This is a genomic window from Amycolatopsis sp. NPDC004378, assembly GCF_053602455.1.
The window spans coordinates 20,906-44,576 of record NZ_JBSGDR010000038.1 but is presented as its reverse complement, the minus strand read 5'-3'; the positions used below and the strand labels follow the sequence as shown (position 1 = coordinate 44,576).

25 protein-coding genes and 1 pseudogene are annotated in these 23,671 nt (G+C 69.7%); 12 read left to right on the top strand and 14 right to left on the bottom strand.

Annotation, left to right across the window (positions count from 1 at the left end):
• Positions 1–124: 124 nt before the first annotated feature.
• Together ACWEN0_RS47555 and ACWEN0_RS47550 are read right to left on the bottom strand one after the other, a co-directional pair.
• Entirely contained in the window at positions 125–496 is a 372-nt protein-coding gene (locus tag ACWEN0_RS47555) for a hypothetical protein (protein ID WP_451988346.1), read from the bottom strand.
• A 9-nt stretch (positions 497–505) separates the two neighbouring features.
• Positions 506–1,033 carry a hypothetical protein gene (locus ACWEN0_RS47550; RefSeq protein ID WP_451988345.1) on the bottom strand — a complete coding sequence of 176 codons (528 nt, stop codon included), beginning with the start codon at positions 1,031–1,033 and terminating at the stop codon, positions 506–508.
• A gap of 373 nt (positions 1,034–1,406) precedes the next feature.
• Between ACWEN0_RS47550 and ACWEN0_RS47545 the strand changes: the two genes are divergently transcribed.
• The gene (locus ACWEN0_RS47545) at positions 1,407–1,937 is read left to right on the top strand and encodes a sigma-70 family RNA polymerase sigma factor (protein ID WP_451988344.1); all 531 of its coding nucleotides are present in this window, start codon (positions 1,407–1,409) and stop codon (positions 1,935–1,937) included.
• A 7-nt stretch (positions 1,938–1,944) separates the two neighbouring features.
• Here the strand turns inward: ACWEN0_RS47545 and ACWEN0_RS47540 are convergent, their stop codons facing one another.
• The 4 genes from ACWEN0_RS47540 to ACWEN0_RS47525 all read right to left on the bottom strand — a co-directional run bounded on the left by ACWEN0_RS47540 (position 1,945) and on the right by ACWEN0_RS47525 (position 6,777).
• The gene (locus tag ACWEN0_RS47540; protein WP_451988343.1) at positions 1,945–2,274 is read right to left on the bottom strand and encodes a hypothetical protein; all 330 of its coding nucleotides are present in this window, start codon (positions 2,272–2,274) and stop codon (positions 1,945–1,947) included.
• Entirely contained in the window at positions 2,271–3,788 is a 1,518-nt protein-coding gene (locus ACWEN0_RS47535; RefSeq protein ID WP_451988342.1) for a nickel/cobalt transporter, read from the bottom strand. Before ACWEN0_RS47535 ends, ACWEN0_RS47540 begins: the two co-directional genes overlap by 4 nt.
• On the bottom strand, positions 3,785–5,098 hold the full coding sequence (locus ACWEN0_RS47530; protein ID WP_451988341.1) for a tetratricopeptide repeat protein: 1,314 nt from the start codon (positions 5,096–5,098) through the stop codon (positions 3,785–3,787). Before ACWEN0_RS47530 ends, ACWEN0_RS47535 begins: the two co-directional genes overlap by 4 nt.
• 62 nt (positions 5,099–5,160) lie before the next feature.
• A complete protein-coding gene (locus ACWEN0_RS47525; RefSeq protein ID WP_451988340.1) occupies positions 5,161–6,777 on the bottom strand; it encodes a DUF4331 domain-containing protein in 1,617 nt (538 codons plus the stop codon).
• A gap of 357 nt (positions 6,778–7,134) precedes the next feature.
• Here ACWEN0_RS47525 and ACWEN0_RS47520 point away from each other — a divergent pair, with 357 nt between their 5' ends.
• Positions 7,135–8,172 (top strand): HoxN/HupN/NixA family nickel/cobalt transporter, encoded by a 1,038-nt coding sequence (locus ACWEN0_RS47520; protein WP_451988356.1) that lies wholly within the window; start codon positions 7,135–7,137, stop codon positions 8,170–8,172.
• A 92-nt stretch (positions 8,173–8,264) separates the two neighbouring features.
• On the opposite strand, the gene ACWEN0_RS47515 is transcribed toward ACWEN0_RS47520, so the two are convergent.
• The 3 genes from ACWEN0_RS47515 to ACWEN0_RS47505 are packed head-to-tail and all read right to left on the bottom strand — an operon-like array spanning position 8,265 to position 11,047.
• Complete coding sequence (locus tag ACWEN0_RS47515) at positions 8,265–9,767, bottom strand: hypothetical protein (protein ID WP_451988339.1); 1,503 nt, start codon at positions 9,765–9,767, stop codon at positions 8,265–8,267.
• Positions 9,768–9,789: 22 nt separating this feature from the next.
• Complete coding sequence (locus tag ACWEN0_RS47510; RefSeq protein WP_451988338.1) at positions 9,790–10,692, bottom strand: hypothetical protein; 903 nt, start codon at positions 10,690–10,692, stop codon at positions 9,790–9,792.
• Between the two features lie 4 nt (positions 10,693–10,696).
• Complete coding sequence (locus ACWEN0_RS47505; RefSeq protein WP_451988337.1) at positions 10,697–11,047, bottom strand: hypothetical protein; 351 nt, start codon at positions 11,045–11,047, stop codon at positions 10,697–10,699.
• Between the two features lie 62 nt (positions 11,048–11,109).
• Between ACWEN0_RS47505 and ACWEN0_RS47500 the strand changes: the two genes are divergently transcribed.
• On the top strand, positions 11,110–11,658 hold the full coding sequence (locus ACWEN0_RS47500) for a hypothetical protein (RefSeq protein WP_451988336.1): 549 nt from the start codon (positions 11,110–11,112) through the stop codon (positions 11,656–11,658).
• A gap of 78 nt (positions 11,659–11,736) precedes the next feature.
• On the opposite strand, the gene ACWEN0_RS47495 is transcribed toward ACWEN0_RS47500, so the two are convergent.
• The 4 genes from ACWEN0_RS47495 to ACWEN0_RS47480 all read right to left on the bottom strand — a co-directional run bounded on the left by ACWEN0_RS47495 (position 11,737) and on the right by ACWEN0_RS47480 (position 15,014).
• Positions 11,737–12,375: a DUF305 domain-containing protein gene (locus ACWEN0_RS47495; RefSeq protein ID WP_451988335.1), complete on the bottom strand. Its 639-nt coding sequence runs from the start codon at positions 12,373–12,375 to the stop codon at positions 11,737–11,739.
• Positions 12,376–12,447: 72 nt separating this feature from the next.
• Entirely contained in the window at positions 12,448–12,882 is a 435-nt protein-coding gene (locus ACWEN0_RS47490) for a hypothetical protein (RefSeq protein WP_451988334.1), read from the bottom strand.
• Positions 12,883–13,059: 177 nt separating this feature from the next.
• A complete protein-coding gene (locus ACWEN0_RS47485) occupies positions 13,060–14,340 on the bottom strand; it encodes a permease (protein WP_451988333.1) in 1,281 nt (426 codons plus the stop codon).
• Between the two features lie 311 nt (positions 14,341–14,651).
• On the bottom strand, positions 14,652–15,014 hold the full coding sequence (locus ACWEN0_RS47480; RefSeq protein ID WP_451988332.1) for an ArsR/SmtB family transcription factor: 363 nt from the start codon (positions 15,012–15,014) through the stop codon (positions 14,652–14,654).
• A 145-nt stretch (positions 15,015–15,159) separates the two neighbouring features.
• Here ACWEN0_RS47480 and ACWEN0_RS47475 point away from each other — a divergent pair, with 145 nt between their 5' ends.
• Positions 15,160–17,073 carry a heavy metal translocating P-type ATPase gene (locus ACWEN0_RS47475; protein WP_451988355.1) on the top strand — a complete coding sequence of 638 codons (1,914 nt, stop codon included), beginning with the start codon at positions 15,160–15,162 and terminating at the stop codon, positions 17,071–17,073.
• Positions 17,074–17,133: 60 nt separating this feature from the next.
• Here ACWEN0_RS47475 and ACWEN0_RS47470 read toward each other — a convergent pair whose 3' ends face one another.
• Entirely contained in the window at positions 17,134–17,805 is a 672-nt protein-coding gene (locus ACWEN0_RS47470) for a hypothetical protein (RefSeq protein WP_451988331.1), read from the bottom strand.
• 55 nt (positions 17,806–17,860) lie between these two features.
• On the opposite strand from ACWEN0_RS47470, the gene ACWEN0_RS47465 reads away from it, so the two are divergent.
• The 8 genes and pseudogenes from ACWEN0_RS47465 to ACWEN0_RS47430 all read left to right on the top strand — a co-directional run bounded on the left by ACWEN0_RS47465 (position 17,861) and on the right by ACWEN0_RS47430 (position 23,010).
• A complete protein-coding gene (locus ACWEN0_RS47465; RefSeq protein WP_451988330.1) occupies positions 17,861–18,406 on the top strand; it encodes a Chromate resistance protein ChrB in 546 nt (181 codons plus the stop codon).
• A 13-nt stretch (positions 18,407–18,419) separates the two neighbouring features.
• A complete protein-coding gene (locus ACWEN0_RS47460; protein ID WP_451988329.1) occupies positions 18,420–19,028 on the top strand; it encodes a phosphatase PAP2 family protein in 609 nt (202 codons plus the stop codon).
• A 1-nt stretch (position 19,029) separates the two neighbouring features.
• The gene (locus tag ACWEN0_RS47455; RefSeq protein WP_451988328.1) at positions 19,030–19,671 is read left to right on the top strand and encodes a DedA family protein; all 642 of its coding nucleotides are present in this window, start codon (positions 19,030–19,032) and stop codon (positions 19,669–19,671) included.
• Positions 19,668–20,864 carry an MFS transporter gene (locus ACWEN0_RS47450; protein WP_451988327.1) on the top strand — a complete coding sequence of 399 codons (1,197 nt, stop codon included), beginning with the start codon at positions 19,668–19,670 and terminating at the stop codon, positions 20,862–20,864. Before ACWEN0_RS47455 ends, ACWEN0_RS47450 begins: the two co-directional genes overlap by 4 nt.
• A gap of 58 nt (positions 20,865–20,922) precedes the next feature.
• Entirely contained in the window at positions 20,923–21,294 is a 372-nt protein-coding gene (locus ACWEN0_RS47445; RefSeq protein WP_451988326.1) for a BlaI/MecI/CopY family transcriptional regulator, read from the top strand.
• Complete coding sequence (locus ACWEN0_RS47440; protein ID WP_451988325.1) at positions 21,291–21,542, top strand: hypothetical protein; 252 nt, start codon at positions 21,291–21,293, stop codon at positions 21,540–21,542. Before ACWEN0_RS47445 ends, ACWEN0_RS47440 begins: the two co-directional genes overlap by 4 nt.
• 60 nt (positions 21,543–21,602) lie before the next feature.
• A complete protein-coding gene (locus tag ACWEN0_RS47435; protein WP_451988324.1) occupies positions 21,603–21,779 on the top strand; it encodes a hypothetical protein in 177 nt (58 codons plus the stop codon).
• Positions 21,780–22,259: 480 nt separating this feature from the next.
• Positions 22,260–23,010, top strand: a pseudogene (locus ACWEN0_RS47430) (IS5 family transposase).
• Positions 23,011–23,671: the final 661 nt, after the last annotated feature.

Genomic DNA, 23,671 nt, shown 5'->3' with positions numbered 1-23,671 from the left:
GACCAGGGTCGGGTCACCCAGGCGCAGAGATCGTCCCGGGCACCGGTGGTCCGGGGGCAGCAGGCGGATCCTGACAGGAGCCCGTGGTGCGCCAGATGAACCGCCGCGAGTAGCCGGGTAAGGCTTATTGTGCCGACGTGCCTCGGAGGAACTGCCGGCTGGGAAGCATGAGGCCGACCAGTGAGAGCGCGATGAACGCGATCTGGTGAACGTGGTCCTTGCCCGGAGGCAGCCCGCCGAGCAGGTGAGCGAGCCAGAACAGTGGATAGAACCAGAGCGCGATCCACGCCCACCGTTCCCGGCGCCGATAGGGCACCAGGGCGAGGAGCCCGCCGAACAGGCCGACCCCGATCGAGGCGAGTCCGTCCGCGCGGTAGAGCAGCGCATCATCCGCCGGCGGCACAATCGCGACGACGATGCCGAAGCCCGCGATCCCCAGACTGACAGCGGCCAGGCTGATCCAGCCGACTCGCAACTCAACGCGCTCACGCCGCATCTGCCTAACCTACCGCCGCCAATCTGAGAACGCGCTGCGACGAGAGCTCGCACCCCAGCCCCGGCGCAACGCCTTTTTCAGGGAGCCGGTCCTCGCGCGGCGGACGACGGTGACCGATCCACTGAAGGTCGTGATGTTCCGGACGAGATGGCACGAACCCGCCTGGTGAACAGTTTCGCTTCGGTGTCGACATCTGGTGGCTTCTTCACTGTCACCGTGTATCAGTTCCGGATCGTTGGTGCAGTAGGCGGCCACAATGGGCCGAAGGGCGGAGCCGACGTCTTCCCAGTGGTCGGAGTCGGTGAACCGGACCCGCAGCGACTCCCGTTTACCGGCTCTCGGCCCGCGGTCCGGGATCACCGTCGCCGGGCACGCCGACGTGGGTGCGGAGGCCGAGGGCAGCAGCCCGACGTACTTGTCGAAGACGTCGCCGAGGTCGTTGCGGACCGGCCTGTAGTCCAGCCGCTGCTGCATGCCACCGAGCTGGAAGCTCTTGCCAGACGATAAGTGCCCGGCCAGGGCGAGGTTGAAGCTCATCCGGCTATCGAGCGCTGCACCGAAGTTCGCCATCGGCGCGGGCGATCGCCGTGGTCGCCGCCGTCCACGGGAACGCCCTGCGGTCGCTCTCTGCCGCGGTTCCGGGCTCGTTTGTGAAGATCCAGCCGGATCACCCTGGAAATCGGTATCCGCCAACGAGAACGATTCGGAGCGCACCCGATCGGGTTCAAGCAGTCGACACCTTTCCAACTGACTTGCAGCGCTGGCGGGCTGCGTCGACACGTTCGCGCGCCGGCCCGGACCAAGCTCGCCGCGGCAGTGCCTCGAACGCTCTGTGAAGAGACAGCTCGGACCTCGCTGCTGAAATTTGTTCATCTTTTGCCGGTAAACTGCCCAGGCTGGAACCACGTCCATGGAAGAATTGCTTGAACGGGTGGCCGGCGGAGACCAGTACGCCTTCGAGCGGTTGTACCGCGAATTCTTCGGTCTCGTCTTCCACACTGTCTTCGCGGTGGTGCAGGACCACGCACAGTCCGAAGAGGTCACTCAGGAGACGTTTCTCGAGCTCTGGGCGACGGCCGCCCGGTTCGACGGAACCCATGGCACGGGTGCGCGCTGGGTCACGATGATCGCGCGACGACGGGCCGTCGACCGGGTCCGGTCGGCCCAGGCGGCACGTGAGCGCGACACCCTGATCGCGCGCCAGGCACTGATCCCGACCGAACCGGACCCCAGCGAGCACGTGCTGGGCGGGGTCGAAGTCCGCCGGATCCGGGACGCTCTGGCCAAGCTGCCACCGGAGCAGCGAACTTTGCTGACGCAGGCCTATGTCGAGGAAGTGACTTACCGCGACATCGCCGTCACATTGGGAGTTTCGGTAAACACTGTGAAGTCACGTGTCCGGCTCGCGTCGGCCAAGCTCCGGATGCTGATCCAGCGCTGAACGCAGTTCATCTCAGGATGCCGGCGACGTTCACGCGATCCGCGCCAAGGTTGACGTAAACACCGGCCCACGCCCGGTCGGCGTCGGACGGCACGGCGCCGTCGCAGTAGTTCTTGCGCCCGTTGGCAGTGTAGTACCGCAGCAGCGGAAGGGTTTCGTCCGTGCGGATCCGATCCGGATCGCGGTAGCGCGCACCGGGCCCGGTCTGCTGGTGCTTCATGCAGCTGATCGACTGGTTGCCCTCGTTGTCGAACACCGGTCCGGGATCGGACGGGGCGGACGAACAAGAGACGACCGAGAAGCAGCAGGCCAAGGCGAGGATCGCGCGCATCGTCATCCGTTTCCCGTCGCGGCGCGGATAGCCAGGCCGAGCCCGACCACCAGCACCAATGTCGCGGTGAGCACCGGCATCCAGCCCGACAACCTGGCCGCCCGGGCACGCAGGCGGTCCATACGGCGCATAGTCTCCAGGCGGTCGCGTAGCCGGACCAGGAGCAGGCCGACGGCGGTCAGGGTGGCGGCCATGCCGAATCCGTAACCGAGGACCAGCAGTACGCCGAACCAGGTCCGGCCGAGCGCGACCGCGCCCAGCAGGACCACGAGTGCCGACGGGCTCGGGACCAACCCACCGGCGACACCCATCCCGATCAGCCCACCACGCCCGAAGCCGTGCCCATGTCCATGTCCATGTCCATGTCCATGTCCATGTCCATGTCCATGTCCATGCCGGTGGTCGTGTCCATGCCCGTGCCCGTGGTCGTGCGCATCGGCGACGGCTCCGGCAGTGACCAGCACCGGTTCCTCCTGGACCCGCTTCGAACGGTTGCGCACAGCGGACACCAGCAGCCAGACGCCGATGCCTGTCACCAACAGTCCACTCGCGACCCCGAGCCAGCCCAGCACGGACTCCCCCGCGAGTGCGCTCGATCCGCTGATGAGCAACCCCAGCACCAGCACCCCGGCGGTGTGGGTCACCGTCACCGTGGCGCCGACGACCAGTGCGTCGCGCGTCGAACCGCGTTTGCCCGCGAGGTAGGCGGCGATCAGCGTCTTGCCATGCCCGGGCAGCGCGGCGTGCGAGGCTCCCAGCACCAGCGACAGCAGCACGGCCAGCAGCCCGACGGCCGGGGTCAGGTCGTCGGCGCCGACGAGATCGGTGAAGGTCCGGGTGACCGTGCCGACCACCGCGTCCAACGGGCCCAGGTGCGGAGCGACGTCGGCCGCCGCGCCACCCCCGATGCCGGGTTCGACGCGCAGGGTGGCCTCGCGGACGTTCAGCGGGTTGGCCAGCAGGTCGTCGGGGTAGGCGCGCAGCTCGTTGCTGACACTGCTGGTCGGCAGCCCGTCGGCCGGGAGCCGGACGCCGTCGCCGACGGCGGTCATCTCGCGCCAGCCGATCCGGTCGGTGCGGAAGTCGTCGCGGATCGCCAGCGTCGCGGCACGGTCCAGCCGGGCGGATGCCGACATCGCGCAGGTGAGCCGGCTGGTCGGGAGCCCGGCTTGGCCCGGCGGGAACTCGAGGGTGCTGGACCGCAGCATCAACGCCACCGGCTGACCGTCGACCGTGACCGGCATGGCCGACATCAGCGCCGCGCAGTCACCGGCGGCGCGGGCACCCGCCTCCACGGCACTGATGACCCCGTCGTGATCGGTGTCGACGGACGACTTGTCCTGCACGGTCGGAATCTCGGCACTGTCCACAACGGACAAAAGATCAATACCGCCGGGACGCAACGTCAGGCCGTCGTAGTGGTTCACAGTGAAGTTCCCGAGCGGATGGGCCTGCGCGGCCGGCGCGGCGAACAGCGCGATCGCCAGCAACCCGAACAGGATGGCCACGAGCCGTTTCATCGAGCCGCCTTGAGCTGGTCGAGCCCCCGCCGGGCGTCCGGCGCGCCAACCGGGGAGAAGTACGGATTGATCTCGAGCGCCTCCGACAGTGCCGCGACAGCATCAGCCTTGCGGCCCAGGCCCGCGAGGACCATGCCGCGGTGGTAGGCGAAGACCGCGCTGCGCCCGCCAAGGGATGCGGCGCGGTCGATGTAGGGCAGCGCCTCGGCGTCCCGGCCGTTGAGGTGCAAGGCCCAGCCGAGCGCGTCGGCGACGAGCACGTTCTGACGGCGTCCCCACTCGGCTTGCGCGTGGCTCAGCGCTGCGGCCTTGTCGCCGCGGCTGGCGGCGACGGCGGAGGCGGTCAGGTCGTCAGTGACGCCGGCCGCGGCGAACAGCCGCTGCTGGCTGTCGAGCACCGCGTACTGCTGTTCGGCTTCCGGTTTGCGCCCAGCGGCGACAAGCAGGTCGGTGTACTCCTGCAGGTACTGCGGCAGCGGCACCCGGCCGACGATGTCACGGTAGCCCGCGACGGCCTCGTCGAGGTGTCCGCGCGCGGCGGCGACCTTGGCCTTGCCCTCCAGAAGCGAGACGTTCTGCGCGTCGACGGCCAGCCCTTGGTCGTACTCGCTCGCGGCGTCGTCAAGCCTGCCGGAGTTGAACGCGAGTTCGCCGAGGTAGTAGCGGCAGAACGCGACGTCGCTCGCACTGGTGGCGTCGGCGACCGCGCGTTGCAGAGCCTGCCGTGCGTCGTCGATGCGGCCGTGCAGTTCCAGGTCGTAGGAGGCACGGGTGAAGGAGGAGACGCCGGGCTTGTGGTCGAGCATCCGCTGGATCGCGTCGGTGGCCGCGTCAGCCTCGCCGAGCTGGGTCAGGGCGTCGGCGAGCACGCCGTAGGCCTCGGCGGTGTCGGGCAGCGCCGCTTCCGCGCGTTCGCCCCAGCTCTTCGCGGCGGCGAAGTCGTGCCGGGCGTTGGCGAGCGCACCCATACCGATCAGGGCCGCGCCGTTACCGTCGGGCTGCTGCTGCAGCGACTTCTCGAGCGCGCCTTGGGCCTTCGGGTAGTAGGCGGGGTCGGCGGTGATCCGGGCCTGTTCGACGTACGCAGTGCCGAGCTGCGCCCAGGTGAGTGGGTCCTGCGGGGTCCGGCGGAGCTTGTCCTGGGCGACGCTGATGCTGTGGGCCAGAGTGTCCTGCGGGACCGAGACCGGCACGGGCCCCGCGGCGGGCGCAGGTTGCCCGGCGGACAAGCTGGCGACGAGCGCCACCGCACCGGCGACCAGGACCACGACCGCCACGACGCGGCGCGAGCGGATGGAACGTTCGGACATCGGGACCTCACGGCCGGGAGCCGGGGGCAGGTGCCGAGCACCTGCCACCGGCATCGGTGGACTTATTCGACCGCGGTTGCGGGACGGCGGCGCAGCATCCACGCGCCGGACCCGAGCAGGACCGCGGCGGCCAGGCCGCCGAGGGCGGGCTTGACCGGGAAAGCGACGCCGGCGGCGGGACCGGCGGCTGCTCCCCCGGACGTGGCACCTCCGCCGACGGCCCCGCCTCCACCGCCACCCCCCGCGTTCACCGCGGAGTTGTGCGGCAGCGCGACGTACGGGAAGGCGCTCCCGAACGGCACGTCGTTGGCGTTGACCTTGTCCCCGGTCGCCAGGGCCGGGACGATGACGCCGGTCTGGGCGGCGCCTTCGAGGGTCTGGACCTCGATGTCGACGACGTCGTCGGTGAGCCGGCGTCCGTTGGGGAAGCCCTGCAGGTCACCGGCGAGCACGCCGAGCCTGTTGGGGTTCGCCGCGACCGGCACCGCGGTGTTGAGCCGCAGCATCTCCGACGGGGTGAACTTCCTGGCGTTGACGTCGGCGTTGTTCAGCTGCGAGTTGAGGTCCGCCTTGATCGGCCCACCGGCCTTGGTGGTGACGCCGGTCAGGAAGATCTCGGCCAGATCGTTGCGCGGTGTCGCAGGCGCCGGGAGCCCGTAGATGGCCTGGATCAGCTTGGGCACCTCGGGGTCGGTGACCCGGCTGACCAGATCCGGGACGTTGTGGTCCTGGTCCGGGGTGAGCGAGTTGAATTTGTCCTTGAGCCCGGCAGGCACCACGACCTCGTTGACCAGCGGGTTGCCCAGACGGGAGACCTGGACGTACGGGCCGAACTGGGTGTCCTTGCCCGGCGTCTTGATGCTCAGGGACTGGCGTTCGGTGTCGCTCCACACCCCGATCACCGGGTTGCGTGTCGCGTTGCCGTTCAGTGCGAGCGCGGATTTGGGGACCTGCAGCGCGATGGTGTTGACGTTGTAGCCGCGCAACGTGTCCTGTCCGACCTCGGACAGGTTGCCGCCGTAGAGCAGGTCGAACACCCGCAGGTCGAGGAAGAAGGGGTCGTCGGCCTGGCCGGCGAAACTCTTGCCGCCGCCGGGCAGGTTCGTCACGGCCTGGTCGCGCAGCGCACCGTAGTTCGGCATCGACGCGGGCCCCGTATTCGACGGTGCGGTCTTGCCCGAGCGCACCAGGTTCTTCGAGCGGCCGTACTTGTCGATAACGTCGAGGTTGTAGCTCTGGCGGAACAGCAGGTTCGGGTCGTCGAGCGAGGTGACCGGGCCGTTGTCGTAGAGGAACGTCGACTTGCCGCGGCGGTCGTCGGTCTTGAACGTCCACCGGTAGGTCAGGTCGGGCTTGGCGTCGCCGTCGCTGTCGATGTTGATGTCGTAGTGGGCGTCGGTGGCCCAGGGGTAGAAGTTCGGGCCGCCGTTGGGCTCCTCGAACGGGTACCAGTTGGCGACCAGCGTGACGGTGTCCGGCTTGTCCGGGCTGACGAAGGCGTAGACGTCGGTGTTGTCGACCGGCGGGTCGCCGGCGATGAGCGGCGCCTCGCGGTGGCTCGAGGCGGCGGCGAGATCGGTGCCCAGGCCGATCAGCGCGCTCGTGAGCACCACACTCCCCACCGCGAGCAGGGAGAGGCCCACACGCCGGGTCCGGCGGGACGGGAGCAGTACAGGCATGCAGCAGACCTTTCGCAGACGGCACCGTCGCCGGTGACGTTCCGGGTCGCTCCCGCCCGATGCGGAAACGGGGCCCTCGCTCGCCCGTTTTCCGGGCAAGCACAAACCATTCGGAGACGTCTGTGATCCGGTTCACTCCCGAACAGGTGAAGATTTCCAGTCTGATTCAGCTGCTTACCTGCTCAGACGAACATGTATTACCGGGCGTTGCTTTTGGTTTGTTCATCTGTCTAGGGTCGCAGGCGTTGCCGCTCAGCTGTGTTCCCCGAACTCGAGGCGGCCATGGACACCATCCCGAATTCCGTCCCTGCCGGGGGCCGCACGCTGTCCCGCCGCGACTGGAGGTCCATCGCGGGGATGGCCGCGGTCATCCTCGCTCTCAACGTGATCGCCTGGGGTGTGCTCGGACTCGTAGTAGCGCCACAGCACTACACGCTGGGATCGACTGGCGTGTTCGGTGCGGGCCTGGGTGTCACGGCGTTCACGCTCGGCATGCGGCACGCTTTCGACGCGGACCACATCGCCGCGATCGACAACACGACCCGCAAGCTCCTCGCCGAGGGAAACCGGCCGCTCTCGGTCGGCTTCTGGTTCTCCCTCGGGCATTCGACCGTCGTTTTCCTGTTGTGCCTGCTGCTGTCACTGGGAATCCGGGCGCTCGCGGGTCAGGTGACCGACGACGGATCGGCGTTGCACCAGGCGACGACGGTGATCGGCACGTCGACCTCCTGCGTCTTCCTGTACTTGATCGCGATCGTCAACCTCGTCGTCCTGGCGAGAATCCTGCGGGCCTTCCGCGACATGCGCCGCGGCGATTTCGACGAGGCCACGTTGGAACTGCAGCTGAACAAGCGGGGATTCATGAACAGAATCCTCGGTAGCGCGACTAAGGCCGTTCACAAGCCCTGGCACATCTACCCGATCGGTGTCCTCTTCGGACTCGGGTTCGACACCGCCACCGAGGTCGGCCTACTCGTCCTCGCCGCCGGTGCCGCAGCGTTTTCCCTGCCGTGGTACGCGATCCTGGTGCTGCCGATCCTGTTCGCGGCCGGGATGACCCTGTTCGACGCGGCGGACGGGTGCTTCATGAACTTCGCTTACGCATGGGCGTTCGCCAAACCGGTGCGGAAGATCTTCTACAACATCACCATCACCGCACTGTCCATCGCGATCGCCCTGATCATCGGTACGATCGAGCTGCTGTCCATCCTCGTACCCAAGCTTGGCATCACTTCCGGCCCGCTCGCGGCCATCGCCGGGGTTGACCTGGACCATGTCGGCTTCGTGATCGTCGGGCTCTTCGTCGTCACGTGGCTGGCAGCGCTCGCGATCTGGCACTTCTGGCACGTCGAGGAGAAGTGGTCACAACCCAGTCCGGACCGCGACGAGGCCTAACGGCTGACCATCGGCGGATGTCGGGCATCAGAGGACTTCAGCCAGTCAGGACGGTGCGTGGATCCAAGTGCAGGTCCCGGCACCGAACTCGTTCACGCCCTGTGGCTATCGCGAACCTCGCGCACCGCGGCGAGTCTGTTGAGCCGTTCCTGCCGCAGCGGGTGTCCGGACGGCGTGGCCGCGACCCCGCGCTCGGCGGCATCCACTGCGAGGTCAATGTCTGCACGATCGCCAGTGCGGTCGTACCGACACCGGTAGGCGGCGCAAAGGTTGTGGAGCGAGATGGCGCGCCCCGCGTCGTCGTCGGGATCAGCAGCGACGGCCTGTTCCCCATAGTGCACCGCGAAGTCCAAGTCGGCCGGGTAGCCGTGGAGCTCGTAGCGCTCGCGGCAGGCCACGCCGATGTTCGTCAGGTGCCCGCCACGGCCCTCGGTCCCTGGGCGGCCCGACGCGACGGCCTGCCGACCCCAATCGATCGCGGCTTCGAGATCCGCCCGGCTCTTGCCTTCCTCGTACCGTCGCCGGTAGACGACGCCGAGCCGGGATTGCCGCTCAGCCAGAGCAGGATCGCCCGGCGGCGTGGCCGCGACCGCGTCGCGGAGGCAGTCGACCGCCTCGTCGATGTCCGTACCGGGCCCGCTGTCGTCGAGCCAGCGTCCCATCAGCAGCCAACCCAGCTCAGCCTGATGGGGTGCATCGGCGGCGCCGGACTTGATGGCGAGCAGCTCGCGGCAGAGCCGGATCGCGCGGTCCCGGCTGGCCCGGCCTCCGATGCCGTCTTCGGCGCAGCCTCGGTGCGCAGTCACCGCCGCCGACTGAGCCGCCGACCGCATTGGGCTACCCGCGGGTAGGCCGGCGATCGCCTGATCCAGCAGGCCAGCCGCCGCCTTCGCATCCGCGGGGGACTTTGCGCGCAGGTACCGCTCGAGGTGGGTCTGCCCGAAGTTGAACTGATACATCGCCCAGTTCGGGTCCTTCCGGGCGACTCCCTCGACGGCCCGCTTCAGCAGGCTGTGGGCACGCTCGAGATCGGTCGGCTCTCCGTTGCGGCGGTAGCGCGTCAAATGCGCGCTGCCGAGGTTGGACAGCCGAGTCAGGTAGCCGGGGCTGCTTCGGGGAGTCCGGGCGAGCGACTCGGTCAGCAGCGCCACCGCCGCGTCGGCGAAGACGCCGCCCGCGTCCGCGTCCGCCCCGAGCATCTCCGCGCCGAGGCCGCCCTGTGCGTCCGGGTCGGCGGCCGGGCCGAGGTACTGGTCGTACCCGGGCGGGACCGCGCCCGGGCGCTCGGCGATCGGTGCCAGGTAAACGATGCCTTCGGCCAGTTCGCGGCGCAGTTGCGGATTCTGCAGCCCAGTCGCGCGGTAGAGATGCAGCCTGCCTAGGACGCGCCGGGCTTCGGTCAGCCGGAGGCTTTCGAGGTGGTCAGGCCGGGTGGAATCGGCGGGCTGGGCGGCCTCCCAGAGGTCGGCGGCTTCGCGGCCGGCGTTGGGGTCCAGCACCTCCGCGGCCGCGCGGTCTTCCCGGCGTTCCGCGATGGCGCGTTCCCAAGCTGTGATGCGCTTGCGGACCTTCTTCAGCGACCGGTCGAAGCTCATGTCTCCCCCTCGTCTTGGCGGCCTACCGTCCCTTGCGGAGCAGGCGGCTGACCCGCTCCCCTTCCTCCATCATCAGCGGGCCCTCGACACCGGCCTCGGCCGCGCCGAGGGCGACGGCGAGCGCCCTGCCGTGCAAGTCCAGGGCGGCTTCCGACAGGGCACCGAGATCCTCGACGGCCGGCCGGGCCCGCGCCCAACCGACCGCACCGACCACAACGCCGACGACCGCGGCCGGCCACCACACGACGCCGAGCAGCAAGTACGGCCAACCCCACGTGCCAACCGCGACCGCGGCCGCGAACGCCGAACTCGCCGCGGTGATCTCGGTGCGGGCGACGTCCGGGAGCACGAGCCACAGCCGGGGCCAGCCGTAGGCCAGGTCGAGGCCGTTGCGGTCGTTCGACACGCTCTCGACGACGTGGATGCGATCCCCCACCCACGTCGGGCGCCCCGGCTGGGCCGGCGCGAACCGAGTGACGCGCGCAGCCGCGTGGTCGATCTCCTCTTGGCCTTCCGAGGTCCGCGTTTCGGCGGGGTGCTCCACTTGCAGGGACCGACGCTTCGCCACCAAGCGCTCCCAGCCTGCCCGGCGGCGACCTACCAGCGGCCGTGCCATCGCCCGCGGCCAGCGACCGAGCCACAGTGCGCGGGTTACCCCCGCCAGCGCCTGGACGGCGAGGCCCGTCCCGGTGACCGCCAGCAGCGCGACGATGACCAGGATCGCCTGCTGGCCCGCGGAAAGCCGACCCACGGCGGACAGCGCGCCGGACACGGCGCCGGCCGCCCGCGCCCCGTCCAGGGAGTGCGCCTGACCGAGGAGACCCGCCAGCCCGGCAGTCGCGGCGAACAAGGCGCCGGGCAGCAACAGGAGGCCGGCCCAGCGGTCGGCGAGCTTCTTCGCCAGCTCTTCGAAGAAGGTCCGCACGGCGTCAGCGGCGTTTCAGCCGGTCGCCGGTCAGCGGGCATCGGGGTGCCGGGCCGGCCGGGTCTGCTGTTTCGAGCCGGTCGCAGGCGCCGTCCGGGCAGGCGAACAGCTCCTCGTCCGCGTGGCCGGCCCCGGCGCCCGGCAGTCCGCTGCTCAGCGATCGCACAGCCTCGTCCGGTGGGGCACCCAGCAGCTGCTCCAGCAGCGAGAGGATCGGGCGGCGTCCGCGGGCCGCCTCCTCAATACGGTCGAGCAGCCGGCCCCGGTCGGCGGGCTGCTGCACGCACTCGCCGCGCAATCCGGGCAGTTCCGCGCAAAACGCGGTCAGCGCGATCCGCTCAGCCGGTTCCACCACGGGACCCCTCCCTCACGCTACGATCACCGATCGTAGCGAGGTGTGCCTGCCCGTGGGGGACAATGTCGTTCGACGACCTGTTCCGCCGTGTCCAGCGGGTCCTCGACGACCACCGCCAGCCGGAAGCGGTACTCGACGAGGCGGTCTTGGCGGACGTCACGCGGTTGCGCGAGCTGGCCCGGCCCGCGGACGCGGCCCCGCTGCAGGAGGGTATTGCCCGCCGACTGGAGACGATCGGCCGGCGCGACCGCCTCACCGTCCATTGGCAACGGTCGGACCCGATACCCGCCCGTCCGGCCGAGGAAACCAACGCCGAAGCCATGCCACAGCGACGTCGCCGGCCCGGTAGCACGCTCGTCCTCGTCGGACTCGCTGCCTTGGCGGTCGCCGTCCACCTCGGACTGCTGGGTGGTGCGCTGGCGGTTTCACCGTGGGCCGGCTGGGGAACCACCATCGTGGTGGCGATCATCCTGGTGAAGGTCATCGTCGTCGGCGTGCATGTGGTCCTGGGGCGAATGGCGTTTCGTCATCGCGGGACTGTCCGGCGTCGCCGACATGGCCACCCCGAGGTGCCCGCAGTGGCGGAGAACCCACACGAGCACACGTCCTGAACTCAGGGGCAGCCGGATAGGGGCGGGTTGGGGATCCTGCCGCGGCAGGATCCCCAACCCGGCTACGCAGCCGGTTGGTCAGCTATGGCCGAGCAGTCCGTTCATCTCGGTGATCTCAGCCTGCTGGCCGCTGATGATCTTCTGGGCCAGCGCCTTGGCGTCGGCGTTGCTGCCCTGGGACAGTTCGGTATTGGCCATGTCGATGGCGCCCTGGTGGTGCTGGACCATCATCTGCAGCCACATCCGGTCGAACTCGGCGCCCTTCATGCCCTGCAGCTTGGTCATGTCGGCGTCGCTCATCATGCCGGGCATCGCGTTGTTACTGCCCATGCCAGGCATCGACTGGCCACTTGTCATGTCCGGCATGGTCATGCCGGTCGCGGCACCCCAGGTGCTCAACCAGCCGGACATCTGCTGGATCTCGGGATCCTGGGCCTTCTGAATGCGGTGGGCCAGGTCGATCACCTTGGCGTTGGTCGTCCTGCCGGCCACCAGCTCGGTCATGTCCACGGCCTGCTGGTGATGCGGGATCATCTGTTGCGCGAACGCGGCATCAGCCTGGTTGTGATCGCCGTGCCTGGCGGGGGACGAAGTCGTGGCCGAACTGCTCATGCTGTTCATGTCATGGCCTGTGGTGGAGCCGCTGCTGCAGCCGGCGAGCACAGTGCCGAGGGTCAGGACGGCCAGCGCCGTCCCGACCAGGGTCTTCCTGGTCATCATCTTGTTTCCTTTGCAAGCTGTTGATAGAGGGACGCGCGGGGTGCGTAGGTGAGCACGCACCGGTCCCTGTCACAGCCGCAGGACACAGAGCGAGGACAACAGATAGCGGATCGGACGGGCGCTAGGTGGCCCACGGCCGTGACTCGCGATCGCAGGGTTGGGATCGCGATGGCCGGCCACGGGATTGGCGCGGCGCCACAGCAACCAACCGAGTGCCAGCCCGGCGAGGGCGACCAGCACGGCCAGGCACAGGTGAAGCAGGTCGTGGCCACTACCGGAGTGGCCTGAGTGGTTCATCGCCTGATCGTGGTCCGGGCGGCAGTCCGTGCCCGTCTCGGCCGTTGCCTGGTCGACCATCAGCGTCGCGGTGGATTCCGCTGGTTCGGACGCCACCTCCGCGGAAATGCCGGCCATCTGCGACCAACTCGGGGGCACACATGCTGTGTGGGTGGTCGCCAGGCTGTGCATCCCGACGACGGCGAACGCCAGCACGGACAGCAGCATCCACCGCAAAGCTGCCGCAGGCGCCGGGAAAACCACCCCTGCACGGTAGGGCCGGCGTAGCGGGCCCGCCAGGCGGGGGTGATCGCTGACGGTCGGCACACCAAGACCAACGGCACGAAGCGCCATCCGGTTCACCTCCTGACCCCTGCCCACGTCGTCTGCGGTCTCAGTGCCTCGTCACGAGTGGTGGTGGCCATGGTCGGCGTGGCGGTCGTCGGGGCGCGCCTCATGACCAGCGTGCTCGGGGTGGTCCTCGTGTTCGCCGTCTCCGGCGTGCTCGTGGGCTCCGTGCTGTTCGTGTCCGCCGTGGTCGTGGTGTGGCATGGCGTCGGGTGATCCGCCCATCATGTGCAGCATGTCCCGGCCTCCGGTGCGGAAGAACCGCACGAGCAGGACGGCGGCGACGATCAGGAAGGCAATGTTGAGCCACGTGGTGTAGTTCCACGAAATGCCTTCGGTCATCACCGTCGCGGAGCGCTGCTTCGGGATGAGGCTGGTGACGCCGAAGAGCAGCTCGACGAGGTAACCGGCGCCGACCATGGCGGCGTAGAAGGTGCCGAGCAGGACCAGGGTCATCCGGGTGCCGTAGTACTTCCGGTAGATGGTCAGGATCGGGAGGATCAGCAGGTCGGCGAAGATCAACGCGACGACGCCGCCGAAGCTGATGCCGCCGTTCCACAGCACCGCGGCGAGCGGGACGTTGCCGATCGAGCAGACGAACGACAGCATCGCCACGATCGGCCCGACGATCGGTCCCCAGAGGGCCGACACGACCGGGTGGTCCGTGAAGAAGAATGCGCGCCAGAACGAGTCCGGCACCCAGGCGCCGATCGCACCGGCGATCAGCAGCCCGATCACTAGGTCGCGCAAGATCGCGGCCCACTCCATGACGAACACGTGCGACACCGAGGTGAAGCCGTCGCGGGAGAACAGACGCCGCCCGAACGAGCCCTCGCCGGAGACCGACATGTCCATCGCGGCGTGACCTTCCATCGACCCGGCCACGCCCTTCTCGGCCTGCTCGCGAGCCTTCGCGATGAGGCGCTTGCGGACGAACAGCCGGAACAGCAGGGCCAGCAGCACGATCATGATCGGGCCGCCGACGAACTCCGCGGCGGTGAACTGCCAGCCCATGAGCAGCGCCATGATGATGCCGAGTTCGACCACCAGGTTGGTCGAGCCGATTTCGAAGGCGATCGCGGCGGTGAAGTCCGCCCCCTTGCGGAACAGCGAGCGCGCGAGCGCCACGGCGGCGTAGGAGCAGGACGACGACGCGGCGCCGAGCAGGGACGCCACGGCAAGCGTGCGCGGCCTGTCATCGCCCATCAACCGGACGATCGTCGACTTGCGCACGATCGCCTGCACCACCGCGGACAGGCCGAACCCGAGGATCAGCGCCCACAGGATCTCCCAAGTCATCGACCCCGCCAGCGCCAGTGCGTGCCCTATCGCGTTCATTCCCATCACCTCTCATACCCCTTAGGGGTATACCACCTTGGTGAAGATAACCCTCATGATCCTCGCCGTCACTGTGACCCACACAACAGGTGCTCCAGGCGCGAGCCGGCAAAGCGGCGCGGCCAACCCCGAACACAAATGTTCGACTTAGGTGGAAGTGGCGCAGGACTCATTTGCTCGCCGGCGAGTCCGCGGAGGAGTGTCGAGCTGACGCGTATGGCGAATGCCATGTGAGCCGTCGACCGAAATGAGTTGGCAGCGCTTGGTCGACTGAGCGTCGCTAGCGAGTGCGACGATCTCGTCTCGTGGATTCAGCTGGCGGTGGCGGACTTGTCGGGCTTGCCTAGTCGTAGGTGCTCGATGTGGTAGACGGCCTCGTCGAGCAGCTGGGCGACGTGGTTGTCGTAGAGGCTGTAGACGATGCTGCGGCCGGAACGAGCGCCGGAAACCAGGCCCAGGTTCCGCAGCAGCCGTAGCTGGTGGGAGACCGCGGACTGTTCCATGCCTACTGCTTCGGCGAGCTCGGTGACCGGGCGGGGCCCCTGACGCAGTTCGGTCAGGATCAGCAGCCGACTGGGCGTGGCCAGGGCTTGCAGGGTCGTCGCGACGTGGGTCGCCGATTCGGCGTCCAGCCGTCCAGTGGGCCGTTCGCGGCCTTCGACCCCGTGTCCCATGGTCGGAAGTGTATCTCAACACACGCATGAAGACGTCTTCATGTGTTCTGTTATGGTCGAGGGGTCGGTCTTCTGATCTGGAGGTTTCTCCGTGCCCTCGACCTTGAGCGCCCCGCCGGTACGCCCGGCCGCGCCGGCCGTCCCGATGCGGCGGACGAGGCTCTTCGCGCTGCTCGAGATGCGCTGGGCCGCAGCAGCGGTGGCGCTGTTCCTGGCCGGCCTGGCCGTGCAACTCTCAGGCGGCCCGGAGTGGTCGTGGTGTGCGCTGTACCTGGCCTGCTACGCGGCCGGCGGCTGGGAGCCGGGCTGGGGCGGGCTACAGGCGCTGCGCGAGAAGACTCTGGACGTCGACCTGCTGATGGTCGCGGCGGCCATCGGGGCCGCTGCGATCGGGCAGGTGCTCGACGGCGCGCTGCTGATCGTCATCTTCGCCACTTCCGGCGCGCTGGAAGCGCTGGCGACCGCGCGGACCGAGGACTCCGTACGCGGCCTGCTGGACCTGGCGCCCGAGACGGCCACCCGGATCACCGGCGACGACGAGGTGAACGTCCCGGCCGTGGAGCTGGCGGTCGGGGACCTGGTGCTGGTGCGCCCAGGCGAGCGGATCCCCGCCGACGGCGCCGTGGTCGCCGGGGCCAGCGAAGTGGACCAAGCGACGATCACCGGCGAGCCGCTGCCGGTCGACAAGGCGATCGGGGACGAAGTGTTCGCCGGGACGCTCAACGGCACCGGCTCGATGCGTGTGCAGGTCGCCCGCCGCGCGAAGGACTCGGTCGTGGCACGCATCGCGACGCTGGTCGAGCAGGCCGGGCGGACCAAGGCGCGCACGCAGCTGTTCATCGAGAAGATCGAACAGCGCTACTCGATCGGGATGGTCGCGGCCACGGTGGCGATCTTCGTGCTGCCGCTGCTGTGGGGCGAGGCGCTGCAGGACTCGCTGCTGCGGGCGATGACTTTCATGATCGTCGCCTCGCCGTGTGCGGTCGTGCTCGCCACCATGCCACCGCTGCTGGCCGCGATCGCCAACGCCGGCCGCCACGGCGTGCTGGCGAAGTCCGCCGTCGTACTCGAACAGCTCGCCGCCACCACCCAGGTCGCGTTCGACAAGACCGGCACCCTCACCCGCGGTACCCCGGAACTCGCCGAGATCCGTGTCCTGCCTGGAGCCGGGCTCGTCAAAGCCGAGGTGCTGCGGCTGGCCGCGGCCGCCGAGCGGCCCAGCGAACACCCGCTGGCCACGGCCGTGGTCGCTGCGGCGCGAGCACACGGTCTGCAGCTGCCGGACGCCGAGGAGTTCAGCGCCCAGCCCGGCCGAGGCGTCTCCGCGCTCGTCGACGAGCACTTCCTGCGCATCGGCTCCCCAGCCGCACTCATGCCCGCCGAACCCGACGCGAACGCCACTGCGGCGGTCGAGGAGATCCAGCGGCGCGGGCAAACCGCGGTGCTCGTGCTGCGTGAGCGGCAGGTCGTGGCCGTGCTGGCCATCACTGACCAGACCCGTCCCGAAGCCGCGGCCGCGGTCACGGCGCTCACGCGGCTCACCGGCACGTCGCCGGTCCTGCTGACCGGTGACAACCACGCCACCGCGACCCGGCTGGCCAGCGAGCTGGGCATCCGCGACGTCCGGGCCGGGCTGCTACCCGAGGACAAGGTGACCGCCGTGCGCGAGCTGGAAGCCGCCGGAGCACGGGTCACGGTGATCGGCGACGGCGTCAACGACGCCCCCGCCCTCGCTGCCGCCCACGCCGGAATCGCCATGGGCGGCGCCGGTTCGGACGTCACCCTGCAGACCGCCGACGCCGTCGTCGTCCGCGACGACCTGAACACCATCCCGGCGCTCATCGCGCTCTCGCGCCGGGCCCGCCGAGTCGTGGTCGCCAACCTCATCATCGCCGCGACGTTCATCACCGTGCTGGTGCTTTGGGACCTCATCGGCACCCTGCCCTTGCCGCTCGGCGTCGCCGGACACGAAGGCTCCACCGTCATCGTCGGCCTCAACGGCCTCCGGCTCCTGCGCTCGGCGGCCTGGCGCCGTGCCGCCAAGGCGCCGAGGCGCTGATCGGCTCGCCGGGCTTGCTCGACGTCAGCTCCGCCACCACCCCACCGTAAGAGGACGGACTCAGCCGATCGGATCCACGCTGTCGCCGGCGAGCAGCAGCTGAGGGACCTGAGTGAAGGACCAGCCCGCGCCGGTTGGCGCCAGAACCCACACGACGTCGAATCGATTGTCCGGCCAGCTCTGCGGAGGCGCGGGACCGACCGTCCCGACAGCCGTGGTGAGCGCGGGGATTTCTTCGTGTTGCCAGCAGATCAAGGTGACGCCGCTGCGGCAGGCGACTTCGGCTGCCAGGGCCGCCTCGCCTCCTTTGGCGAAGGTGGTGGTGACCGGGACGCCGAGCCGGGCCGCCAGGGGGCCGACGGTTTCGCGGGGTCGCTGGCCTTCTCCGCCGGTGCCGCCGGCGGCGTAGATCGCCGTGGGGCGGGCGAGCCCGGCGCGGAGGCTGCCCGCGCCGGGTGCGAACAGTTCCACCAGCGCGCCTGCGCGGGTCCACCCGGCCACGGTCAGCGAGTGCAGGTCGGTGTTGCCGTCGACGTCGATGCCTTGTGGCGCGCCGGAGCCGGCCGGCTTCTCGCCGTGTCTGATGATCATGATCAGGGTGCCGCTCGCCGGCGCGGGCGGCAGCGCGGCGGGCTGAACCTGCTGAGTGGTGCCGCAGCCGCCGGCCAGCAACGCCGTCGATCCGGCGGCAACGCCGAGCAGCGTCCGCCGCGACAGTGGACGGGTACCCATCTCGCTCCTCTCCGGCCACACAGGGCCGAATGTAACAGCTGATACATTGGTACTCGTGACGGAACGATCGGGCAAGTGGCAGGTGCTGGTGGTGCGAGTGCCGGCGGCACCCTCACGGCACCGGGTCGCCGTGTGGCGGGAGCTGCGCCGGATCGGTGCGCTGTCGCTGGGGCAGGGCACCTGGACGGTGCCGGACGTGGCCGGGTTCGCCGAGGGCCTCCGCCGGGTGGTCGCCCTCGCCGAACGCGGCGAAGGTGAGGTGCTGGTGCTCGACGCGGCCGGGCGCAGCGACCGCGACGGCGCGCGGCTGGAGGGGCTGTTCACCGCCGACCGTGAGGACGAGTGGCGGGAGTTCCTGGCCGACTGTGGCAAGTTCGACGCCGAGATCGACAAGGAAATCCGCATCGAGAAGTTCACCATGGCCGAACTGGAAGAGGAGGAACAGAGCCTGGAGCGGCTGCGCCGCTGGCATCGGGAGCTGAAGGTCCGCGACGTGTTCGGCGCCCCGTCGGCGGCCGAGGCCGAGGTGCAGCTCAAACACTGCGCCGACCGGCTCGCCGAGTACACCGAACTGGTTTTCCAAGCCCTGCACCAGATGTGAGCCGAGATTCGACATGAACACCGATACGCAGCTGTTCCTCGTGATCAACGACTTCGCCCGCACGACCCCGTGGCTGCACCCGATCGTCTCGGCCTACGCCGCCTACGGTCTGGTGCTGTTCGCCGCCTTGCTGCTCGCCGGGTGGTGGTCGGCACGCCGTCAAGCGAACCAGTTCCGGATGGCGGCGGCGCTGTGGGCACCGCTGGGCATGCTGCTCGCACTGGGCGTGAACCAACCGCTCTCCGCGCTCGTAGGAGAGCCCCGCCCGTACGCGACACTGCCGAACATCGTGGTTCTCGCGCACCGCAGCCTCGATCCGTCGTTCCCGAGCGATCACGCGGTGATGGCCGGCGCGGTCGCCGGCGGACTGTTCCTGATCAATCGGCGACTCGGAGCGCTCACGGCGCTGGCCGCCGTGCTGATGGCGTTCTCCCGGGTGTACATCGCCGCGCACTACCCGCAGGACGTCATAGCCGGGCTGGCGGTGGGTGCTGCGGTCAGCCTGGCCGGGTTCTGGCTGGTCCGCCACGTGTTGATGTGGCTGGTCGAACTCGCCGAACGCACCCCGCTGCGGCCGGTGCTGACCGCCACACCGCGTCCGACCCTGCCGGTCGCGGGCTGACATGGCCGCAGCGCCGGAGCTGCCGGGAGTGCTGGGAAGCCTGGCGCCGCTGCTAGATCACTACGGGTACCTGGCGATCGCCGGGCTGATCATGCTGGAGGACTTCGGTGTCCCGGCGCCAGGTGAGACGGTGCTGATCGCGGGCGCGGTCTACGCCGGAGCAGGGCATCTCAACATCGCGGTCGTCGTCGTGGTCGCGATCGCCGCGGCAATCGCCGGTGACAACGTCGGGTACCTGATCGGCCGGTTCGGTGGCCGGCGGCTCGTGCTGCGGTTCGGCCGCTACGTCTTCCTGACCGAACGGCGCCTCGACTCCGCGGAGCAGTTCTTCGGCCGCCACGGCGGAAAAGTCGTCGTGGTCGCCCGGTTCGTCGAGGGACTGCGCCAGGCCAACGGGATCATCGCCGGTATCACCGGGATGCCGTGGCGCCGGTTCCTCGCGTTCAACGCGCTCGGGGCCACGCTGTGGGTCGGTGTCTGGGCCGGGCTGGGCGATCTCGCCGGCACCCACATCACCGTCATCTACGAGCAGATCCACCGCTACCAGCTTTACATCCTGATCGCGGTCGCGGTGGGGCTGACCGCGCTGATCATCCGGCACCTGCTGAGGCGCCGGCGTACCGGAGAGGAGCCGCGCGGATGAGCACAGAGTCCCCCGAGCACACCACGGCCGGATCGGCCGCCGCACTGCGGCCGCTGTACGCGGCGGGTTTCGTGACGGCGTTCGGCGCGCACAGCATCGCCGCGAGCCTCGGCGTCTATACCGGCGGCGAGCACGCTTCCCTGCTGACACTGGGGCTGCTGCTGGCGGTTTACGACGGCGCCGAGGTGATCCTCAAGCCGGTGTTCGGGTCGCTGGCCGACCGGATCGGACCGCGCCCGGTGCTGCTCGGCGGGTTGCTCGCGTTCGCCGTCGCGTCGGCCGCGTTCGTGCTCGCGGGAAATCCGGCGGCTGTGGGACTGGCCCGGCTGGGCCAGGGCGCGGCCGCGGCGGCGTTCTCCCCGGCCGCCGGCGCGCTCGTCGCCCGGCTGTCCCCGGCGAAACGGCAAGGCCGCGCCTTCGGCGGCTACGGTGCGTGGAAGAGTGTCGGCTACACCGCAGGCCCGCTGCTCGGTGGCGTGCTGATCACGGTCGGCGGATTCCCGCTGCTGTTCGCCACTCTCGCGGTGCTCGCGCTGGCCGTGACCGGCTGGGCCGTCCTGGTCGTGCCCGCGGCGCCGCCGCTGCCGCGTGCCCGCCAGACCGTGCTCGACCTGGCCCGCCGCCTGGCTTCTCCGAGCTTCCTACGCCCGACCGCCACGCTCGCCGCCACGACCGCGGCGCTGGCCGTCGGGGTGGGGTTCCTGCCGGTGACCGGCGCCGCGGCCGGGCTGACTCCGCTGGTCACCGGCGCGGCCGTGTCGCTGCTGGCGTTGTGCTCGGCTCTGGTGCAGCCGTGGTCCGGCCGCGCCCGCGACGGCGGGCGGCTGCTCGACGGGATCGGCATGGCCGGTGGGCTTTTCCTGGCCGCCGCCGGAATGGCGCTGGCCGCCGTGCTGTCCGGCGTCGCCGGAGTGCTGGTGGCGGCGGTGGCCATCGGGGCGGGGGTCGGACTGGCGACACCGCTCGGGTTCGCGCACCTCGCCGCGCTCACCCCGGCGGAGCGGATCGGGCAGACCATGGGAGCCGCCGAGGTCGGCCGCGAACTCGGCGACGCAGGCGGCCCGCTGCTGGTCGGCGCGATCGCCACCGCGGCCACCCTTGGCGCCGGCTTCCTCGGCCTGGCCGCCCTCTTCGTCCTCGCCGCGCTGGCCGTGCTCGGCGCCCGGACCACGGGAAACGGTGTTCACGGGTGACCCGCCGGACGCTATGTACTACCGTTTGTGTAGTAGTCAACGGACGAAGGATGGGGCCGTGGCAGGGCATCGCAAGACACCGGGCAGCCTGGAGCAGGACGTGCTGAGGGCGCTGGCCGCTGCCGGACGTCCGCTGACCCCGTCCGACGTGCGCGCCGAGATGGACGCGGACCTGGCCTACACGACGGTGATGACGGTGCTGGCCCGCCTGCACGAGAAAGGGGCACTGACCCGGCAACGGGACGGCCGCGCCTACGCCTACCAACTCGCCGATCCGACCGCGGTGACCGCGCACCGGATGCGGCAGCTGCTCGACAGCGAGGGCGATCGAGCGGGAGTCCTGACCCGGTTCATGGGCGAGCTGACGGACGAGGACGAGCAGCTGCTGGCCTCGCTGCTGCACCGCGCGGAAAGACAGGACGAGCGGTGATCGGCGCGGGCGGCCTCGTGCTGGCGGTGGCGGTGCTGTTCGCCGTCGTCGGCCCTACGCTCGGCCAGCGGCTCCCGCCCGCCGTGACCACCCGGATTCTCGTCCCGGCGGCCGTGGTCGTGGCGATGGCGACGGGCGCGGTGTTGGGCATCGCGGCGTTCACCCTGATCGGCCAGATCCCGCAGATCGCCGAGGCGGGACGGTGGTCCGCGCAGGTGGTCCGTGACGCCGACCCGATACCCCACTGATCGCGGTGGTCTGCGGACTGCTCGTGCTGCCCGCGGCCGGGCCACGCGATCGTCCTGCTCGTGCGCCGCCTGGAGGCCATCACCCGGATCCAGGCCGCCTGCCGGGAGCACCCCGGCGACGGCACGCTGATCGTCCTCGACGACGACCTGCCCGACGCGTTCGCCACTCCCGGCCTGCGCGCCCGGATCGTGGCCACCACCGGGCTGATCCGCGCCCTCGACAGCCGGCTGCAATAGGTAGTGCTCGCCCACGAACGCTCTCACGTGATCCACCGGCACGCCTGGTGGATCCTCGCCGCGGATCTCGCCGCCGCCGTGAACCCGTTCCTCACACCGACCGCACGGTCGGTCGCACATGCGGTGGAGCGCTGGGCCGACGAGGAAGCCGCCGCCGAGGTCGCCGACCGGCGGCTGGTCGCCCGCGCCGTCGGCCGAGCCGCCCTACCGCGCCACCGATTTCCGCCCAGCCCCACGCCCACGACCGCGGCAGTCGGCGGGAAAGTGCCCGGGCGGGTCGCCGCGCTGCTGGAACCCGCGCCCGAGCGGCGTCTTGCGTCACGTGGCCCTGCTCGCCGTGCTGGTGCTGGTCCTCGCCGGCGGCAGCGCGCTGGTCTCCGAACGCGGCCGGGAACTGTTCGCCCACGCCAGCATCTCCCAGCAGCACGACTAGGGCGCGTCTGACAAAGGTTGTGGCTGGCGACTGCCATGCTGCCCGGTGTGTCGCGGTTTCAGTTGCTCTCCGATGATCAGTGGGCGTTGATCGAGGACTTGCTTCCGGTCCGCACCGGTAAGCAAGGTAGGCCGTTCTCCGATGCCCGGGCGATGGTCGAGGGGATCATCTACCGGTATCGGTGCGGGATCCCGTGGCGGGATGTGCCGGAGGTGTTCGGGCCCTGGCAAACGAACATCACCCGCCCCACAGGGGGCTGGGTCGAACTACACAGATCTGCTGACCGAGCCGCCTGATCATGCGATCGGTCGCTCCCGCGGTGGCTGGAGCACCAAGGTGCACCACCTCGTCGACGGGAATGGCTGGCCCCTGGTGACGTTGGTCGGGCCTGGCCAAGCCGGGGACGCGCCGATGTTTCCGCACCTGATGCGGTATCTGCACGTCGCTCGCTGCGGACGCGGCCGAGCTCGGACCCGGCCCGACCGCGTCCGCGGCGACAAGGCCTACTCCTCGAGGGCGATCCGCGGGCATCTGCGTGACCGCGGCATCACCGCGGTAATCCCCGAGCCCGCCGACCAGGCCGGACACCGCAAACGCCGCGGTTCCCGGGGCGGGCGGCCACCCGCCTTCGACGCGCTCGACTACCGCGGCCGCAACGTCGTCGAACGCCGCTTCAACCTGCTCAAGCAATGGCGAGGTCAGGCCACTCGCTACGACAAGCTCGCCATCGTCTACCGATCAGCAGTCGTCCTGCATGCCGCGATCACCTGGACCAAAGCATTATCAGACACGCCCTAGTGGTGGCTGAAGAGTGAGATCTGGTTGGGGCTGATTTGGCGGCTGGCGAGCTTGATCGTCACGGTCGGCTCCTCGGGGCTACGAGCTGGCGGGCTTGGCGCCGCCGTTTCCCTCGCCCCTGCTGCCCGTTAGCGCCGGGTGGTGGTGTCAAGGTGAGCGCAGCTCATCGCGTAGCGACGCCGTGAGGCGCCCTTAATACCGCCGCCCCGGTGTCAAAGGATCGCCTGCGAGGAACGGCCCGACCGCTGGAACGTGAGCGTTTTTCTCTTACTGGCAAGTGGTCGAAGTCGCCACTATCGTGGGCTCTGCGTGACGCCCGGTTGCTGATCCAGGTGTGCCCGGGAGCCCGTTCGCCCCCCTCGGCGAATGCGCTCCTGTGAGATCTCCCTGGGTCCAGTACCCCCCTGAATCGGGCGTCACGCCCAAGGTTTCTGGCGTGCTGGGCCGTTCGGCCGTAGCCTGATGATACGTGATACCTGGGCCGCCAGGCAGTGTGACCGCTTGGTCTGGGCGGGGAGCTGCTTTGGCCGCGTTGAAGGGCGTGGGGACGCTGGAGGCGTGCTGTGGGACGGGTCCGGGTGTCACGCGTTCAGTGCGCCAGGCCGGTGGCGGACATACTGTGTGGCAGTGGCACGAGTTGGTGTCGGGCGAGCTTGGCCAT

What these genes read in the sequence shown, in the direction of transcription:
- ACWEN0_RS47555 (WP_451988346.1), bottom strand. Translation starts at nt 496, where the DNA reads ATGCGGCGTGAGCGCGTTGAGTTGCGAGTCGGCTGGATCAGCCTGGCC.
- ACWEN0_RS47550 (WP_451988345.1), bottom strand. Translation starts at nt 1,033, where the DNA reads ATGAGCTTCAACCTCGCCCTGGCCGGGCACTTATCGTCTGGCAAGAGC.
- ACWEN0_RS47545 (WP_451988344.1), top strand. Translation starts at nt 1,407, where the DNA reads ATGGAAGAATTGCTTGAACGGGTGGCCGGCGGAGACCAGTACGCCTTC.
- ACWEN0_RS47540 (WP_451988343.1), bottom strand. Translation starts at nt 2,274, where the DNA reads ATGACGATGCGCGCGATCCTCGCCTTGGCCTGCTGCTTCTCGGTCGTC.
- ACWEN0_RS47535 (WP_451988342.1), bottom strand. Translation starts at nt 3,788, where the DNA reads ATGAAACGGCTCGTGGCCATCCTGTTCGGGTTGCTGGCGATCGCGCTG.
- ACWEN0_RS47530 (WP_451988341.1), bottom strand. Translation starts at nt 5,098, where the DNA reads ATGTCCGAACGTTCCATCCGCTCGCGCCGCGTCGTGGCGGTCGTGGTC.
- ACWEN0_RS47525 (WP_451988340.1), bottom strand. Translation starts at nt 6,777, where the DNA reads ATGCCTGTACTGCTCCCGTCCCGCCGGACCCGGCGTGTGGGCCTCTCC.
- ACWEN0_RS47520 (WP_451988356.1), top strand. Translation starts at nt 7,135, where the DNA reads ATGGCCGCGGTCATCCTCGCTCTCAACGTGATCGCCTGGGGTGTGCTC.
- ACWEN0_RS47515 (WP_451988339.1), bottom strand. Translation starts at nt 9,767, where the DNA reads ATGAGCTTCGACCGGTCGCTGAAGAAGGTCCGCAAGCGCATCACAGCT.
- ACWEN0_RS47500 (WP_451988336.1), top strand. Translation starts at nt 11,110, where the DNA reads ATGTCGTTCGACGACCTGTTCCGCCGTGTCCAGCGGGTCCTCGACGAC.
- ACWEN0_RS47495 (WP_451988335.1), bottom strand. Translation starts at nt 12,375, where the DNA reads ATGACCAGGAAGACCCTGGTCGGGACGGCGCTGGCCGTCCTGACCCTC.
- ACWEN0_RS47490 (WP_451988334.1), bottom strand. Translation starts at nt 12,882, where the DNA reads ATGCTGCTGTCCGTGCTGGCGTTCGCCGTCGTCGGGATGCACAGCCTG.
- ACWEN0_RS47485 (WP_451988333.1), bottom strand. Translation starts at nt 14,340, where the DNA reads ATGAACGCGATAGGGCACGCACTGGCGCTGGCGGGGTCGATGACTTGG.
- ACWEN0_RS47480 (WP_451988332.1), bottom strand. Translation starts at nt 15,014, where the DNA reads ATGGGACACGGGGTCGAAGGCCGCGAACGGCCCACTGGACGGCTGGAC.
- ACWEN0_RS47475 (WP_451988355.1), top strand. Translation starts at nt 15,160, where the DNA reads ATGCGGCGGACGAGGCTCTTCGCGCTGCTCGAGATGCGCTGGGCCGCA.
- ACWEN0_RS47470 (WP_451988331.1), bottom strand. Translation starts at nt 17,805, where the DNA reads ATGGGTACCCGTCCACTGTCGCGGCGGACGCTGCTCGGCGTTGCCGCC.
- ACWEN0_RS47460 (WP_451988329.1), top strand. Translation starts at nt 18,420, where the DNA reads ATGAACACCGATACGCAGCTGTTCCTCGTGATCAACGACTTCGCCCGC.
- ACWEN0_RS47455 (WP_451988328.1), top strand. Translation starts at nt 19,030, where the DNA reads ATGGCCGCAGCGCCGGAGCTGCCGGGAGTGCTGGGAAGCCTGGCGCCG.
- ACWEN0_RS47450 (WP_451988327.1), top strand. Translation starts at nt 19,668, where the DNA reads ATGAGCACAGAGTCCCCCGAGCACACCACGGCCGGATCGGCCGCCGCA.